Source organism: Kitasatospora sp. NPDC059795, from assembly GCF_042732175.1.
Taxonomy (GTDB): Bacteria; Actinomycetota; Actinomycetes; order Streptomycetales; family Streptomycetaceae; genus Kitasatospora.
In genome coordinates, this window is the sequence record NZ_JBHWID010000026.1 from 37292 (window position 1) to 51546 (window position 14255).

Annotated in this window: 12 protein-coding genes; 3 read left to right on the plus strand and 9 right to left on the minus strand. The window is 74.1% G+C overall.

The genetic code is table 11. The features are described from left to right. The first annotated feature begins 17 nt into the window (after positions 1-17). Positions 18-662: a response regulator transcription factor gene (locus ACFV4P_RS33140; protein WP_073808717.1), complete on the plus strand. Its 645-nt coding sequence runs from the start codon at positions 18-20 to the stop codon at positions 660-662. A 70-nt stretch (positions 663-732) separates the two neighbouring features. Here the strand turns inward: ACFV4P_RS33140 and ACFV4P_RS33145 are convergent, their stop codons facing one another. After that, entirely contained in the window at positions 733-1986 is a 1254-nt protein-coding gene (locus ACFV4P_RS33145) for an ATP-binding protein (RefSeq protein ID WP_380477202.1), read from the minus strand. Between the two features lie 780 nt (positions 1987-2766). Between ACFV4P_RS33145 and ACFV4P_RS33150 the strand changes: the two genes are divergently transcribed. Beyond that, positions 2767-4836, plus strand: a complete 2070-nt coding sequence (locus tag ACFV4P_RS33150; protein ID WP_380477203.1) for a SpoIIE family protein phosphatase — start codon at positions 2767-2769, stop codon at positions 4834-4836. Positions 4837-4855: 19 nt separating this feature from the next. Here ACFV4P_RS33150 and murQ read toward each other — a convergent pair whose 3' ends face one another. After that, positions 4856-5797: an N-acetylmuramic acid 6-phosphate etherase gene (gene murQ, locus ACFV4P_RS33155; RefSeq protein ID WP_380477204.1), complete on the minus strand. Its 942-nt coding sequence runs from the start codon at positions 5795-5797 to the stop codon at positions 4856-4858. 134 nt (positions 5798-5931) lie between these two features. Here murQ and ACFV4P_RS33160 point away from each other — a divergent pair, with 134 nt between their 5' ends. Next, positions 5932-7452, plus strand: a complete 1521-nt coding sequence (locus tag ACFV4P_RS33160; RefSeq protein ID WP_380477205.1) for a glycosyltransferase family 39 protein — start codon at positions 5932-5934, stop codon at positions 7450-7452. Positions 7453-7552: 100 nt separating this feature from the next. On the opposite strand, the gene ACFV4P_RS33165 is transcribed toward ACFV4P_RS33160, so the two are convergent. The 7 genes from ACFV4P_RS33165 to ACFV4P_RS33195 form a co-directional block, all read right to left on the minus strand. After that, the gene (locus ACFV4P_RS33165) at positions 7553-8494 is read right to left on the minus strand and encodes a DUF5996 family protein (protein ID WP_380477206.1); all 942 of its coding nucleotides are present in this window, start codon (positions 8492-8494) and stop codon (positions 7553-7555) included. Positions 8495-8640: 146 nt separating this feature from the next. Further along, complete coding sequence (locus tag ACFV4P_RS33170) at positions 8641-10275, minus strand: condensation domain-containing protein (protein ID WP_380477207.1); 1635 nt, start codon at positions 10273-10275, stop codon at positions 8641-8643. A 6-nt stretch (positions 10276-10281) separates the two neighbouring features. Beyond that, positions 10282-11160, minus strand: coding sequence for a hypothetical protein (locus ACFV4P_RS33175; protein ID WP_380477208.1), 879 nt, complete (start codon positions 11158-11160; stop codon positions 10282-10284). 2 nt (positions 11161-11162) lie between these two features. Further along, positions 11163-11876, minus strand: a complete 714-nt coding sequence (locus ACFV4P_RS33180; RefSeq protein ID WP_380477209.1) for a 4'-phosphopantetheinyl transferase family protein — start codon at positions 11874-11876, stop codon at positions 11163-11165. Next, a complete protein-coding gene (locus ACFV4P_RS33185; RefSeq protein ID WP_380477210.1) occupies positions 11873-12721 on the minus strand; it encodes a hypothetical protein in 849 nt (282 codons plus the stop codon). Before ACFV4P_RS33185 ends, ACFV4P_RS33180 begins: the two co-directional genes overlap by 4 nt. 2 nt (positions 12722-12723) lie before the next feature. Then, positions 12724-13179, minus strand: a complete 456-nt coding sequence (locus ACFV4P_RS33190; RefSeq protein WP_380477211.1) for a phosphopantetheine-binding protein — start codon at positions 13177-13179, stop codon at positions 12724-12726. A 120-nt stretch (positions 13180-13299) separates the two neighbouring features. Next, complete coding sequence (locus ACFV4P_RS33195; protein WP_380477212.1) at positions 13300-14232, minus strand: 3-oxoacyl-[acyl-carrier-protein] synthase III C-terminal domain-containing protein; 933 nt, start codon at positions 14230-14232, stop codon at positions 13300-13302. Between the last annotated feature and the right edge of the window lie 23 nt (positions 14233-14255).

Here is a 14255-nt window from a genome sequence, read left to right on the forward strand (position 1 = left end):
GAGGAGAGTTCGCTCGAATGGCGGATGGCTCCACTGGTCGTACCGTACGGGTCCTGGTGGTCGACGACCATCCGGTCGTGTGCGACGGCGTGTCCGCGCTGATTCGGCGGGCCGAGGACGTGTCCGTGGTCGGGTCGGCCCGGACGGCCCGCGAGGGCGTGTCGCTGGCCGGGACGCTGCGGCCGGACGTCGTGCTGCTCGACCTGCGGCTGCCGGACCTGCCGGGCTCGCAGACGGTGCCGCTGCTGCGGGCGGCCGCGCCGGACGCGCGGGTGGTGCTGTTCACCGCGTTCGAGGACCGGAATGCGCTTTCCGCTGCGCTCGCGGCCGGCGCCCACGGCTGCCTGCTGAAGGACGTCACCGACACCGACCTGGTCGCCCAGCTGCGGCTGGCCGCGGCAGGTCAGCAGGTGCTGGACCCGCGACTGAGCGGCTCGGCCCCCGCCCAGTTGCAGGCCCGGCTGTTCCGGCTGTCGCTGAGCCGGCGCGAGTACGACGTGATCCGGTCGGCCGCGACCGGCCGCACCAACCCGGAGATCGCCGAGGAACTCGGCCTGACCCGGAACACCGTCAAGACGTACCTCCAGACGGCGATGCAGAAGCTCGGAGCCCGCAACCGGGTCGAGGCGATCCGCCGGGCGCAGCAGGAGCAGCTGCTCTGACGCGACTGCCCGCGTCCGGGCGGTCAGAACGTCAGGGTGTCAGGGCACTGCACGCCAGGGCGCCTGGGTGTCAGGACGTGGCCGGGAGCGGGAGCGGGAGTTCGCCGCGCAGGGTGGTGCCGTCCTCGTCGCTGTGCAGGTGGAGGCTGCCGCCGAGGCGTTCGTAGCAGGCGCGGAGGGCAGGCAGGCCCGCGCCGGTGGCGGGGGTGCGGGCCGCGCGGTCGGCGGCGGGTGCGGAAAGCGGTTTCCCGTTGGGTGTGGAAAGCGGTTTCCCGTTGCTTTCGGGGCCCGGCCCGTCGTCGATGACGGCAAGGTCGAGGCGGTGCCGGTCGTGGGTGAGGGTGACGGCGACGGAGTCGGCCCGGGCGTGTTTCTCGACGTTCAGCAGGCCCTCGGCGACGGTGCGGCGCAGCAGGGCGGCGCGTTCGGCGTCCAGGCGTGGGGCGGTTCCGATGGGCACGAAGGTGGCGGGGGTGCCGGTGCGCTGTTCGAAGGTGCGGAGGGTTTCGGAGAGGTCGGCGACGAGGTGGTCGCCGGGGCCTGCGCCACCGGGGTGGGCGGGCCGGTCGCGGTGCAGGCGGGCGACGGCGGCGCGCAGGGTGGCGGCGGCGTCGCCGAGTTCGCGTTCGAGGCGGTGCAGGCGGGCGGCGAGTTCGGGGTGTTGGGCGGTGTCGGCGCGCAGGTCGCGGACGGAGCTGCCGAGGCCGAAGAGCATGGCGCCGACGCCGTCGTGGAGTTCGGCGGCGATCCGGCGGCGTTCGCCGGTGACGGCGGCGTCGGCGAGGGTGGCGGCTCCGTCGGCGACGTCCACGGCGAGGGTGGCGAGGTGGGCGAGTCGGGTGAGTCCGTCGATGGCGGTGTCGCCGATCTGTCCGCTGCCGCGGATGGCGCCGTAGAGGACGCCGCGGGCGGGGCCGGTGCCGATGGGGAGGCCGACCATGCCGGTGACGGCTTCGCTGCCGACCTGCTGGTCGAAGTCGTGGGTGATGCGGCTGGAACGGTAGTAGTCGCGGACGACGACGGCGCTGCCGAGGGCCACCACCCGGCCGCCGAGGCCGAGCCCGAGCGGTATCCGCAGGTCGTGCAGGGTGGTGTGGAGCGTCCCGGACCAGACGCGCAGCACCAGGTCCCGGCCCTCGACCAGCCCGCCGAAGCCGAGTTCGAAGCCGTGTTCGGCGCGGGCGCGTTCCGCGACGGCCCGGAGGGTGCGTCGGCTGTCGAGCAGCGCGATGCGGCGGGTCCGTTCGTGTTCGATCCGGTCCAGTTCGGCGAGCGCGGCCAGCACCTCGGCCTCGTGTTCGCTTCTGCCACCGCCGCCGTTCATGGGCGGCAGCGTACCGGTCCACACACTCAGCCGATCCGACGATCGCACCGCCGTGGGACAGAGCCTTGCAGTCCCGACCGTCCCGGAGCAGTCGGGTGCGCACGCGGCGCTGCGATGAGCCGCACGTCCGCTCGTCGAGCGCCCGGAACAGGCGGGCGGGCCGCCGGGGCACGGCCGGCGGTCCCGGACCTCGCAAGCGCCGAGGAGGAGCAGTTCGCGGAGGTGAGGCGCCCAGGAAGGCCGAGCCGGCGGATCACGATGCCGCTCTGACCTTGGCGGACACGGCCGAACTCGCAGGTGCCCGGCGCTTCATGGTGCTCTCCGCGAGAGGCGCGGCCCCGCCATGGCCCCCCTTGACGGCCCGCTCATGGCGCCCGTCCTGCGCGCCCGGGGCCGGGCCGACGAGAATCTGCTGGCGCAGGCTGCCCCGGGCGGCATGGTGGTGCGACCGGCCTGGTTCCGCAACGGCCCGGGCGCCTGCCGGGGCCGCCCCCGACCGCACCGGGCCCGGCGAGATCGACCGCGTCGACGACACGACCGTCCCGGCGGCGCTCACCGACACCCCCGCCACCGGCCCGCAGACGCTGGAACCGACCTCCGGCACTGCCCTCGGTGCCCCTCCCACCACCGAGACCGCCGCGTGCACCCTCCACCCCCACCAGAACCGAACACACGTTCGACCTCGACGGCGCTCGGCGTGGCGGTTTGAGGCGTCTGCGACACGGGGCGATGCTGAAGGCATGGCCTGGGGGTTGCTGCACCGAAGGGGAATGTGCGGACATGGCGACACGGGTACCGGGCCGTGCGGCGACTGCGACGGTGGACGGCGACGGCGCGATCACGGGATGGTCGGCGGCCGCCGAGCGCATGTCGGGGTTCCCGGCCGACCGGATGCTGGGGCGTTCGGCGTTCGACCTGCTGGCGGGCGATCCGCCGATCGCCTTGCTGCGTGCGGTGGTTGAGGGCGAGCCGTTCACCGGCATGGTCCGGCTGATCCGTTCGGAGCGCGGCCCGGTGGCGGTGGAACTGGCGATCGTCCCGGTGCGGACGGCGGGCGGCGATCCGACCTGGGTGGTGTCCGCGCAGCCGTTGCAGCCCCTGGGGGCCGATCCGCCGCCGGCGATCGCCGAGGTCTCCGGCCGGAAGGCCCGCCCGGAGGATCGGGCCCGGCGCCGGTTGGCGATGCTCGGCGCGGCCGGCCTGCGGATCGGTTCCACTCTCGAAGTGCAGCGCACCGCCCAGGAGTTGGCGGACGTCGGCACGGAGGACTTCGCGGACTTCGTCGGCGTGGACCTGCTGGATCCGGTGTTCGGCGGCGGTCCGCCGTCCAATGCGGGACTGGTGTTCTACCGGGTGGCGCAGCAGTCGGTGCTGCCGGGTTGCCCGGAGTCCGCGGTGGCGACGGGGGCGCGCGATGTGATTCTGCCGGAGTCGCCGATGGCGCAGGTGCTGTCCTCGGGCCGGCCGGTGCGGACGGACATCCGCGATCCGCGGCTGCGCGGCTGGATCGAGCGGGAGCCGCGACGGCAGAAGGCGGCGGCCGAGTTCGGCATCCATTCCTCGCTGCTGGTGCCGTTGACGGCACGCGGGGTGACGCTGGGGGTGGCGATCTTCCTGCGGCACCGTTCGCCGGAGGCGTTCGACGACGACGATCTGGTGCTGGCCACGGAGTTGACGGCGCGGGCGGCGCTGTCGGTGGACAACGCCCGCCAGTACACCCAGCAGCGCGACACCGCACTCGCTCTGCAGCGTTCGCTGCTGCCGGCCCGGACGCCCCGGCAGGCGGCGGTGGAGGTGGCGTTCCGCTACCTGCCGGTGAACGGCCGGGACGGGGTGGGCGGCGACTGGTTCGACGTGATCGCACTGTCGGGCGCCCGGGTGGCGCTGGTGGTGGGCGACGTGGTGGGTCACGGGGTGCCCGCGTCGGCGGCGATGGGCCGGCTGCGGATGGCGGTGCGGACGCTGGCCGACATCGACATGCCGCCGGACGAACTCCTCACCCACCTGGACGACTTGGTGCTGCGGGTGGATCTGGAGGAGCTGCCGGACGCCACGGCGACCTGGGCGGGCGGCAGCGTCGGGGCGACCTGCCTGTATGCGGTGTACGACCCGGTCGCGCGGACCTGCACGATGGCCCGGGCCGGTCACCCGGGCCCGGTGCTGGTCGGCCCGGACCGCTCGGTGACCTTCCCGGAGCTGCCGCCGGGCCCGCCCCTCGGTCTCGGCGGACTCCCGTTCGAGGCGAGGGAGTTGGCGGTCCCGGAGGGCGGTGTGCTGGCGCTGTACACGGACGGCCTGCTGCGGGCCTCGGAGTTGCGCGGCGACCCCGCGCTGGGCCTGGACCGGCTGCGTTCGGCGCTCGCCGACCCGGCGGATTCGCTGGAGGAGCTGTGCGACCGGGTGCTGTCCACGATGCTGGGCCCGGACGCGCCCAGCGACGACGTGGCGCTGCTGCTGGCCCGCACCCGGGCGCTGCACGAACTGGACGTCGCCGATTGGGAGTTGCGCCGCGATCCGTCGGAGGTGGCGCGGGCCCGCAAGGTGACGGCGACGACGCTCGCCGCGTGGGGCGTCGAAGAGGCCGCGTTCGTCACCGAGTTGGTGGTCAGCGAGCTGGTCACCAACGCCGTCCGCTACGGCCTGCCGCCGATCGGACTGCGGTTGATCCGGGACGGTGACACGCTCATCTGCGAGGTGTCGGACGGCAGCAGCACGGCCCCGCACCTGCGCCGGGCGCGTACCTTCGACGAGGGCGGCCGGGGCCTGCTGCTGGTGGCGCAGCTGTGCCGGAACTGGGGGACCCGGCACACGCCGCGCGGCAAGACCATCTGGGCTGAGCAGCAACTGTGAGTCGGCAACGCCCTGTTGGTCAGTTCTTCAGAGCTTCCTGGACAGCGTCGCGCAGGCGGCCGCCGTGCCGGGCGAGCAGCGCGGCAGCAGTGGCGGCGTCGATGTCGGCGAGGAGCAGCAGGACGGCGTCCTTGACCTTGCCGTCGGTGGCGTCGAGCGCGGCGGCGACGGCGTGCGGTTCGGCGTCGGTGGCGAGGGCGACGATGCGGCGGCTGCGGTCGCGGAGTTTCTCGTTGGTCGCGCGGAGGTCGACCATCAGGTTCCCGTAGGTCTTGCCGAGCCGGATCATGGTGATCGTCGAGATCATGTTGAGCACCAGCTTCTGCGCCGTCCCGGCCTTCAACCTGGTGGATCCGGCGAGGAGTTCGGGCCCGGTGACGATCTCGATGCCGTGGTCGGCGGCGCTCGCGAGTGCGGAGTCGCGGTTGCCGGACAGGCCGACGGTGAGTGCGCCGAGGGCGCGGGCGTGTTCGACGGCGGCGACGGCATAGGGGGTGCGGCCGGAGGCGGAGATGCCGACCACGGTGTCGGCGGCGGCGAGTTGGAGGGCGTCGAGGTCGGCGACGGCGGCGGCGCGGTCGTCCTCGGCGTTCTCGACGGCGGCGGTGAAGGCGTCGGGGCCGCCGGCGATCAGCCCGACGATCAGGCCGGGCCCGGTGTTGAAGGTGGGCGGGCATTCGGCGGCGTCGAGGACGCCGAGTCGGCCGGCGGTTCCGGCGCCCGCGTGGATCAACCGGCCACCGTGGCCCATCCGTTCGGCGATCGCTTCGACGGCGGCGGCGATCGCGGGCAGTGCGGCGGCGACGGCGTCCGGGACGGTGCGGTCCTCGGCGTTCATCAGCCGGGCGATCTCCAGCGTGGGCAGCAGGTCGATGTCCGCGTGCTCGGGGCGCCGGGCCTCGGTGGCCAGGCCGGCGACGAGGGAGACGGGCAGGTCACTGGGCTGCGGGGTGCCGTTCACAGCTCCCGAGCCTAGCCGGTCGCCGGTGCGCTTTCGGCTCCAACTGGGCCGTGCCGCCGAAGGTTTGCCGGTCCGACCCGGTCCGACCCGGTCCGAACCCTGGCGCTTGCCACCGGGTCTGTCACACTCCCCGCATGGACGTTCGGGGGGATGGGTCCGCTGCCGTCGCCACGCCCGGCGGCGGACTGGCGCGGTTCGCGTTCGTGCCGGTGCTCGCCGTCGCGGCGGGCGTCACGGTGCTCCAGGCGGCGTTGCTCGGGCGGTACGGGTTCCACCGCGACGAGCTCTACTTCCTGGCCGCCGGGCACCACTTGGCCTGGGGCTATGTCGATCAGCCGCCGCTGACACCGGCGTTGGCCCGGCTGTCGACGGCGGTGTTCGGCGAGAGCCCGGCGGGGCTGCGGGTGGTCGCGGTGGTGCTGTGCGCCGTGACGATCGTCCTGGTCGCCCTGGCCGCACGGGAGTTGGGGGCGCGCCGGGGCGGTCAGACGATGGCGGCGGCGGGTGCGGCGGTGTCGGCGATGGTGCTGGCGCTGGGGCACATGCTGTCCACGGCGAGCTTCGACCTGTTCGCGTGGACGGGCATCGGCGTGCTGGTGCTGCGCCTGCTGCGCACGGGCGAGCGCCGCTGGTGGGTGGCGATCGGCGCGGCGGTGGGCGTCGCGCTGCTGAACAAGGACCTGGTGCTGCTGTGGGCCGCCGCGCTGCTTCCGGCCGTCCGGTTCCGGGGCAACCGCCGCCTGCTACAGGGGTGTTGGCTGCCGCTTGGCGCGCTGCTGGCGGTGCTGGTGGCCGCGCCGAACCTGTACTGGCAGGCGCGGCACGGCTGGCCGCAGCTCACGGTGGCCTCGGGCATCAGCGGGCAGGACGGCCTGGCGAACCGGCTGACCTTCGTCCCGATGCAACTGCTGTACCTGTCGCCCTGGTTGGTGTCGGTGTGGTGGAGCGGCCTGCGCCGTCTGCGGCACGAGCCGGAGCTGGGCTGGGCGCGGCCGCTGGCGTACGGGTACCTCGGGCTGTGCGTGCTGGTGCTGCTGGTGGGCGGCAAGCCGTACTACGCGCTGCCGCCGCTGCTGCTGGTGCTGGCGGCGGGGTCCCAGCCGACGGTGGACCGGATGTGGCCGGTGCGGCGGCGCCGGGTGCGGATGGCGGCGGTGCTGGCGTTGGCGGCGGCGGTGAACGCGGTGATCACGCTGCCGGTGCTCCCGGCACGCCAACTCCCGGTGGTGGCCTGGGTGTACAAGGAGTCGGCGGAGCAGGTCGGCTGGCCGGAGCTGGCGGCGGCGGTGGGCGCGGGCTGGGAGCTGGTCCCGCCGGAGCAGCGGGGCCGGGCCGTGGTGTTCGCCACCGACTACGGCGAGGCGGGCGCACTGGCCCGCTACGGCGGCCGGTACGGTCTGCCGGCGCCGTATTCGGGCCACATGTCGTACGCCGACTGGGGTCCCCCGCCGGACTCCGCGACCGGCCCGGTGCTGCTGATCCACCCGGCGCCGCACTCGGAGGTGGAACGTGCCTTCGCCGCCTGCCGCGAGGTCGCCCGGGTCGACAACGGCCACGGCCTGGCCAACGAGGAACAGCACGCCCCGGTGCTGCTGTGCGCGGGCGCGGTCGCGCCGTGGTCGCAACTCTGGCCCCGGCTGCGGCACTTCTACTGAGCAGGCCGGGGCGTTGCGCACTGCGAGGATCGCCTTCGAGTCGCCGCCGCCGGCCAAGTGGGCCGTTGGAGGTCGCCACCCTGTCGTTCTACTCGCAGGCCTAGGCCGACGGTTCCGTCCGCAGGACGGAGTCGGTGACGCCGCCCGGGCATTCGCTTTGCCGTGCCCAGCCGGCGAGTTGGGCGCCGGCGCGGTAGGCGGAGTTGAGGAAGTCGAGCGTGGTGGCCCACGGGTCGGCGGCGGCGCGGACGTCGTCGTAGCGCAGCAGAGCGAGGTGGCTGCCGCGGCTGGAGGTCCAGGAGGCGGCGGACGGGTGGAGGGGGCGGGCGGTGAGGTCGGCGGGTTCGGGGGCGGTGTAGGAGTAGAAGGCGGGTTCGGGGACGTTGCTGTCGCCGAACCAGAAGCCGGAGCTGATGACTTCGCGGGAGTAGGCCTCGCGGGTGACGGGGTCGGCGGCGGGCTGTTCGATCTCGCGGTCGGAGAAGCGGGTGACGGCGATGTCGAAGGTGTGCCAGAAGTGGTGCACGGGGCTGGTCTTGCCGGAGTATCCGGCGGCGTACTCCTCCAGCAGCAGGGCGACCTGGCTGAGGATGTGCCAGTAGGTGGTGACGGCGGCGGGGTCGTAGCTGCGGTGTTCCTGGTCGTCGGCGAACGGGCGGTGCGCGTCGGGCAGGTCGTACGGGTGGGGGTGCTCGGGGACGATGTCGATGTCGAGGTGGACGAGGGCCCGCAGGGTGTCGCGGTAGAAGTCGCCGACGGAGCGGCCGGTGAGCGGGAAGGAGTCCTCGCGGCCTTCGAGGGTGCGGATGTACAGGCGGTGGTCGGTGAAGTCGAAGTCGATGGTGAAGGCGTCGCCGCCGCGGGTGGGTCCGGTGGGGCGGGTGGTGATGCCGCGCCCGGTGAGGTGGAAGGGGACGTTCCACCAGTGGTTGCGGCGGGGGCTGCCGGCCAGCCGGATCTTGCCGATGACCTGGGCGAATCGGTGCAGGGTCTCCTTGGTGTCCCGCCAGGACTCCAGGGGCAGGGGCGGGAACAGCTCCATGGTGTGCTCCGGCTGAGGGTGGGTCGGGACGGGGGTCGCGTCCCATCCTCGCGGGGTGCTGCGCACTGCCCGGCCGCGACGCGCCCGGGTGGCGGGGCGACCCACCCGGGTGCCGCAGTCGATCCGGCGCGCCGGCGGTGTCGCGGTCAGTCCCGTCCGCTGCCGGTGCCGCCGCCCAGGACGTAGCGGTGCGGCGCCATCGCGGTGTCGTGCCCGGGCAGGGCGGCCATCACGGCGGCGTGGGCCTGCCCGGGGGTCAGCGCCGTGTCGGAGCTGGCCTTCAACTCGCCCTCCTCGTACCGCACTTCGACATCTCTCGCGCCGAGGGCGGTGCGCAGCAGGTCGGCGACGGCGTCCAGGTCGATCCAGTTGGCGCCGATCTGCTGCCAGCGGGCCTTGTCGCGGCGGCCGACGGGGAGGCCGGTCAGGTCGGCGAGTTCGCCGTCGGCGCCGAGGCGGACGGTGCGCCGGCCGGCCAGGTCGAGCAGGCGGAGCAGGGCGTGGGCGAAGAGTTCGGTTTCTTCGCGGTCGAGGACGTCGGGGTGGGTGTGCAGGGTGAATTCGAGGCACCCGGTGGTGCGCCAGATGTTGAGCATCAGCCGGGTGGGGGTGGGTTCGGCGGGGTACCAGGCGAGGTCGGGTTCGTCGGCCGGGTCGGGGCGGGCGGCGGCGACGGTGTCGGGGACGGTGGCGCTGAGGTCGTTGACGACGACGTGCCGGGCGAACCGGGAGCCTCGGCGGTGGGCGACGTCCTCGATGAGTTGCCAGATGCGTTCGGCGTCGAAGGTGGCGTGCCAGTAGCCGGACAGGGCCTGGGCCTGGGTGCGGCCGATCAGGGTGTCGAGGTCGGGGCAGTCGGTGTCGACGGCAAGCAGGGCGTCCTGGGCGAGGGTGCCGATGTGGTCGGCGAGGCCGGGTCGGTGGCGGTTGGCGGAGAGGGCGGCCATCACCACGGTGGAGCGGGCGGCGCGGTGCGCGGCTAGGGCTGCGTAACAGGCGAGCAGGACGGCCGAGTTGGAGGCTCCGGTGCGCTGGGCGGCGCGGGTGAGGGAGGCGGCGCCGGCGGTGGAGCGGATGCCGAGGGTGGGCAGCAGGGTGTCGTTGGGGCCGATCCGGTCGTCGGCGAAGACGGCGGACGGCCGGTCGGCGAGGATGTGTTCCCAGTGCCGGAGCGCGGCGCGGGTGCGGCGCTGCCCGGAGCTGGAGCACTCCTGTTCGGCGACCTCGATCGGGGTGGGTGCGGCGGGTGCGGGCAGGGTGCCGCCGGCGGCCAGGGTCAGCCACTCCTGGTAGAGCAATCCGGTGGCGACGCCGTCGAGTTGGGCGTGGCAGATGACCACGGCGAGCAGCACGGGGACGCCGTGGCGGGTGAGGACGGCAAACCTGAGCGGGAATTCCTCGGCCAGGTCGAAGGCCTGGCGGCGGCCGTCCCAGCAGTACCGTTCGGCACGCTCGGCCGGGTCCTCGTCCTCGGCGAGCTCGATCACCCGGACGGTGAACTCGCCTGCGGATCGTGCCCGTTGGCGTTCGGGCTGGCGGTCGGCGGGGCCGGGGAAGACGGTGCGCAGAGCGGGGTGGCGTTCGGCGAGGGTGCGGAGGGCGGCCAGGCATGCGGGCAGGTCGGCACCGGCGGGGACGTTCCAGCAGGCCTGCTTGTTCATGTGCGAGGGTTCGTCGTGGCGCAGGCAGCGGATCATGTTGTCCTGGCCGAGGGTGAGGGGCCCTTCGGCTTCGGGGGCTTCGGACCTGAACTGCACCACGACGTCTTGCTGTGCGGACACGTTGCGTCAGTCTCCGTTCAGGGCGGTGCCGATGGTCGCGGGCCAGTCGACGGGGCGGGGGCCGTGGGTGTGCAGCAGGGCCAGCGCGATCCGGTCGAGGCCGAAGGCGGTGCAGGCGGTGTGGGCGGGTGCGCCGTCGGCGGTGAAGGCGAAGGCCTCGCCGAAGTGGTCCTTGTGGATGTTGGCGGAGGCGATCGCCTGCACCAGTCCGTCGGCCAGTTCGACGCGCAGTTCGAACTTCAACTCCTGGGCGCGCTGGGCGGCTTGGTAGAGGCGGCGGCCGCCGCCGAAGAACGGGTCGTCGGCGAGGTCGATCGACGGCTTCAGGCCGAGGGCCTCCAGCCAGTCGGCGACCCGGGCCAGCCAGTGCTCGCGCCAGTCGAGGCAGTGGGCGGGGGTGCCGGCGGTGACGAGTTCGGCCATCCGGAAGGTGCGCAGCCGGCCGGGTTCGGCGGTGGCCTCCTGCCGGAAGCACTGGGCCTCGACGCCGAACCGTGCGGGCTGCTTCAGGTCCTGGCCGGCCAGGGTGGCGTACACGGGGTAGCAGGCGGCGGGCAGCAGGACCAGGTCGGAGACCGTCTGGCGGAGGTGCCAGGGTCCGGACTCGGCGATCAGCGGGGCGAGTTGACGCCAGTCGGCGGCGCTGCCGGTGTAGCTGTGCACGGTGCCGAGCAGGTGCGGGAAGGACGCGACGTAGCCGGCCCGTTCGATGGTGGCGCGGGAGATCACGGGTGGGACGACGAGTCGCTCGAACGGCTCGTCGGCGGCGAGTCGGGCGATCGACCCGCGCAGCGCGTCGAGCAGCTTCTCGTAGGCGGCGGGCTGGAGTTGGACGCCCGGGGCGTCGGTGGGCAGCGGGGTGGCGTCGTCGGGGTGGCGGGTCATGGTCAGCCTTCGGGATCGGGCCGGCTGGCGACTGGGGGGAGGTGGAGGGCGAACTCGCCTGCGAGGTCGGCCGGGTAGGTCAGCAGCCGGGGCAGGATCGGCCGGGTGCCGGTGCGGGCGACGGCGGCCCGGTAGCCGGGCGGGGCGGGCAGGTCGTGGACGACGCAGGGGCCGAGCGGCCCGTCGATCCGGTGCGGGCCGGGGCCGTCGACCGGTCCGACCTGCGTGCGCAGTCCGTCGGCGAGGCGTCCGCCGTAGGCCTTGGTGTACGCCTCCTTGCGAGTCCATCGACGGGTGAACTCGTCCGCCGCGCCGTCGAGTTCGCCGGTCGGGTAGTAGCGGAGGGCAAGTCGGGCGGCGGCCGGGTCGGGCGGGACGGGTTCCAGGTCCGCGCCGATCTCGCCGCAAGCGCGCGGCTGGACGGCGAACAGCGCCCAGGGGCCGGAGGTGCTCAGGTTGACGCTCAACTCCTCGGCCGCGCCGACGGGTTCGGGTCGGCCGTGCGGGCCGCGCCGCCAGCGGACGTGCTCCGGCGGGATGCCCGCGGCGGCGGCGGTCAGTCGGCGGGCGGCGGCGTGCGCGGCGATCCAGCGGCGGCGGTGCGGGCCGTCGGGGGTGCGGGCGGCCCGGGCCCGTTCGTCCGGGTCGAGCAACTCGGCGAGTGCACAGGCCTGTTCGGGGCCGGTGTCGGTGGCGATCAGCCAGACGGCGGTCATCCGGTCGGCTCCTCGGGTGCCCAGCAGGCCAGGTCGAGCCGGCCGGTCTCGGGCTCCAGGTCGGCGAGCGCGAGCGGCCGCCCCGCGAGCCGCGGCTCGGCGAGGGCGTCGGCGAGCGCGGCCCAGCCCCCGGTGTACGGGCTGCCGGGGCGGGCGCGCCGGGTCTCCACTCCGTCGGGCGCGGCGGCGTGGGCCAGCCCGGGTCCGAGCACCAGCAGCGTCCCGTCCGGCAGTTCGGCGCCCAGCTCCTTGATCCCGCCCGCGCTGTCGAGCAGGTGGAGCGGGCGTCCGCCGCCGTCGGCCTCCCAGAGCAGCGCGGCGGCGGAGTGCCGGTCGGGCAGCCGGGCGGGGCGGTGCGGCCGGTGGTGCAGGTCGGCCTGTTCGACGGCGATCAGCAGGGCCCGTCGGGCGCCGCCGGTGCGGGCGTAGGCGTCGGCGATGCCGAGTGCGCTGAACGTGCCGCCGACGCCCTCGTCGCAGAGGGCGAAGGACAGCGGCTCGCCCGGGCACAGGTTGCCGAGCTGGATCGCCACCGACTGGCCGGGGCGGACGTCGGGCGTCGCGTACACCAGCACCAGCAGGTCCACCGGGCGTGCGGAGTCGGTCAGTTGGCGTACGGCGAGTTCCCCGAGCGCCGCGTAGGACTGGCCGCGGGCCCCGGTCAGCGCATCCTCGTCGAGTGCCACGCCGTAGCGGCGGGACAGGTCGGCGGTGAAGGTGCGCAGGTCGGGGTCGGCGGCGAGCGGGGAGTGGCCGGGCAGGTCGAGGGCGCGGGCGGCGGTGAGGCGCAGCGGGGAGGCGGTGCGCGGCAGGGTGGTGGCGGGCAGCGGTCCGTGGACGCGCATGCTCAGTCCTCGGCGATGACGTGTCCGGCGACGAAGCCGGCCAGGGTGCCGACCGAGCGGAGGTCGTCCTGGTCGATGCCCTCGACGTCGATCTGTACGTCGAGGTGGTCCTCGAGTTCAAGGATGAGTTCCAAGGTGGCGGCGGAGGTCAGGCCGACGTCGTCGAACAGGCAGGCGTTCTCGGTGACGTCGGGCAGGTCGCGCTTGAGGACGCGGGGCAGCAGCAGGAGGATGCCGTCGAGTGCGCGGCCGCGCAGTTCGGGGTCGACGGCGGGGTCGACGGCGGCGGGCGGGTCGACGGCGGGCCTGTCGACGGTGGGCGGGTCTGCGGCGGGACGGTCGACGGTGGGCGGGTCTGCGGCGGGACGGTCGACGGTGGGCGGGTCTGCGGCGGGACGGTCGACGGTGGGCGGGTCTGCGGCGGGACGGTCGTTCGGGGGTGTGGTCGGGTCGGTCATGGCGGTTCCCTGTCGGCGGGGCCCGGGGGTGCGGGCCGGGTGCGGCGCTCGCGCGGCGGACGGGGCCTTCGCGCGGGCGCTCCCGTCCGGGGCCGTGATGTCCCCGGACGGGTGCGTGCCTCAGTGCTGGAGCACCATGGCGGCGAAGGTCGCGCCGAGTCCGGACGCGGCGACCAGGTAGCGGTCGCCGCGGCGGAGCAGTCCGCGGCGGGTGGCGGTGTGGTGGTTGAGCAGGATGTCGGCGGCGAAGCTGTGCCCCACCGCCGGGACGTTGTCCAGCACCACGCGGTCGGGCGGGTACCCGATCCGGCGGCAGATCCGTTGCCAGGAGATCTGGTTGACGTTGTGCGGCAGCAGCAGCCGAATCGAGTCCCAGCTCTCGCCGGCCTCGTCCAGCGCGGCTTCCATCACCGCGGTCATCAGCTCCGGGTAGTTGCGCTGGTAGCGCGCCATCAGCTCCGGATCGGCGGCGAGTCGCCCGTCGAACTCGCCGCGCTGGTCGACCGCGTAGGACAGCACGCGGTCGTGTTCGCCCTCGGCGCGCACCAGGGCGGCCGCCGCCCCTTCGCCGAAGAGGGCGGTCTCCGGGACGATGCGGGCGTCCCGGGTGAAGGTCTTCTCGCCCGCCAGGATCAACGCCAGCGCCGCGGGGTCGGGGTCTGCCGCCAGCAGCCGACCGGCCACGTCGAGCGCCAACAGCGAGCCGGCGCAGGCGTGGTGGGTGACGGTGAAGGCACGGGCGTGCGTCAGCCCCAGACGGCCGAGCACGTCGTGCAGCGGGTTGTGCGGGTAGGGCGCCGCGATCGGCAGGCTGCGCGCGTGCAGCACGTACTTCACGCGGTGTTCGTTTCCGGGCAGCGGGGCCAGGGCCTTCGCTGCGGAGGTGAGCAGATCGGTCAGGTCTCCGTCGGGGTCCTCCCTGACCTGGTCGAGGCCGTGGAACCGGCGGAAGAGCCTGATCTGACGGTCCGTCAGTCCGAGGCGTGCTCCGACCTGTTCGATCGGTTCGGCGACGGGCGGAAGGTGGACGGCGACTGCTTCCAAAGCGGTCACGCGGGCTAGTATTCCCACGCCTC

Coding starts and splice junctions, on each gene's coding strand:
- ACFV4P_RS33160 (WP_380477205.1), top strand. CDS start 5,932: ATGGACGTTCGGGGGGATGGGTCCGCTGCCGTCGCCACGCCCGGCGGC.
- ACFV4P_RS33185 (WP_380477210.1), bottom strand. CDS start 12,721: ATGCGCGTCCACGGACCGCTGCCCGCCACCACCCTGCCGCGCACCGCC.
- ACFV4P_RS33180 (WP_380477209.1), bottom strand. CDS start 11,876: ATGACCGCCGTCTGGCTGATCGCCACCGACACCGGCCCCGAACAGGCC.
- ACFV4P_RS33190 (WP_380477211.1), bottom strand. CDS start 13,179: ATGACCGACCCGACCACACCCCCGAACGACCGTCCCGCCGCAGACCCG.
- ACFV4P_RS33145 (WP_380477202.1), bottom strand. CDS start 1,986: ATGAACGGCGGCGGTGGCAGAAGCGAACACGAGGCCGAGGTGCTGGCC.
- ACFV4P_RS33140 (WP_073808717.1), top strand. CDS start 18: ATGGCGGATGGCTCCACTGGTCGTACCGTACGGGTCCTGGTGGTCGAC.
- ACFV4P_RS33175 (WP_380477208.1), bottom strand. CDS start 11,160: ATGACCCGCCACCCCGACGACGCCACCCCGCTGCCCACCGACGCCCCG.
- ACFV4P_RS33150 (WP_380477203.1), top strand. CDS start 2,767: ATGGCGACACGGGTACCGGGCCGTGCGGCGACTGCGACGGTGGACGGC.
- ACFV4P_RS33165 (WP_380477206.1), bottom strand. CDS start 8,494: ATGGAGCTGTTCCCGCCCCTGCCCCTGGAGTCCTGGCGGGACACCAAG.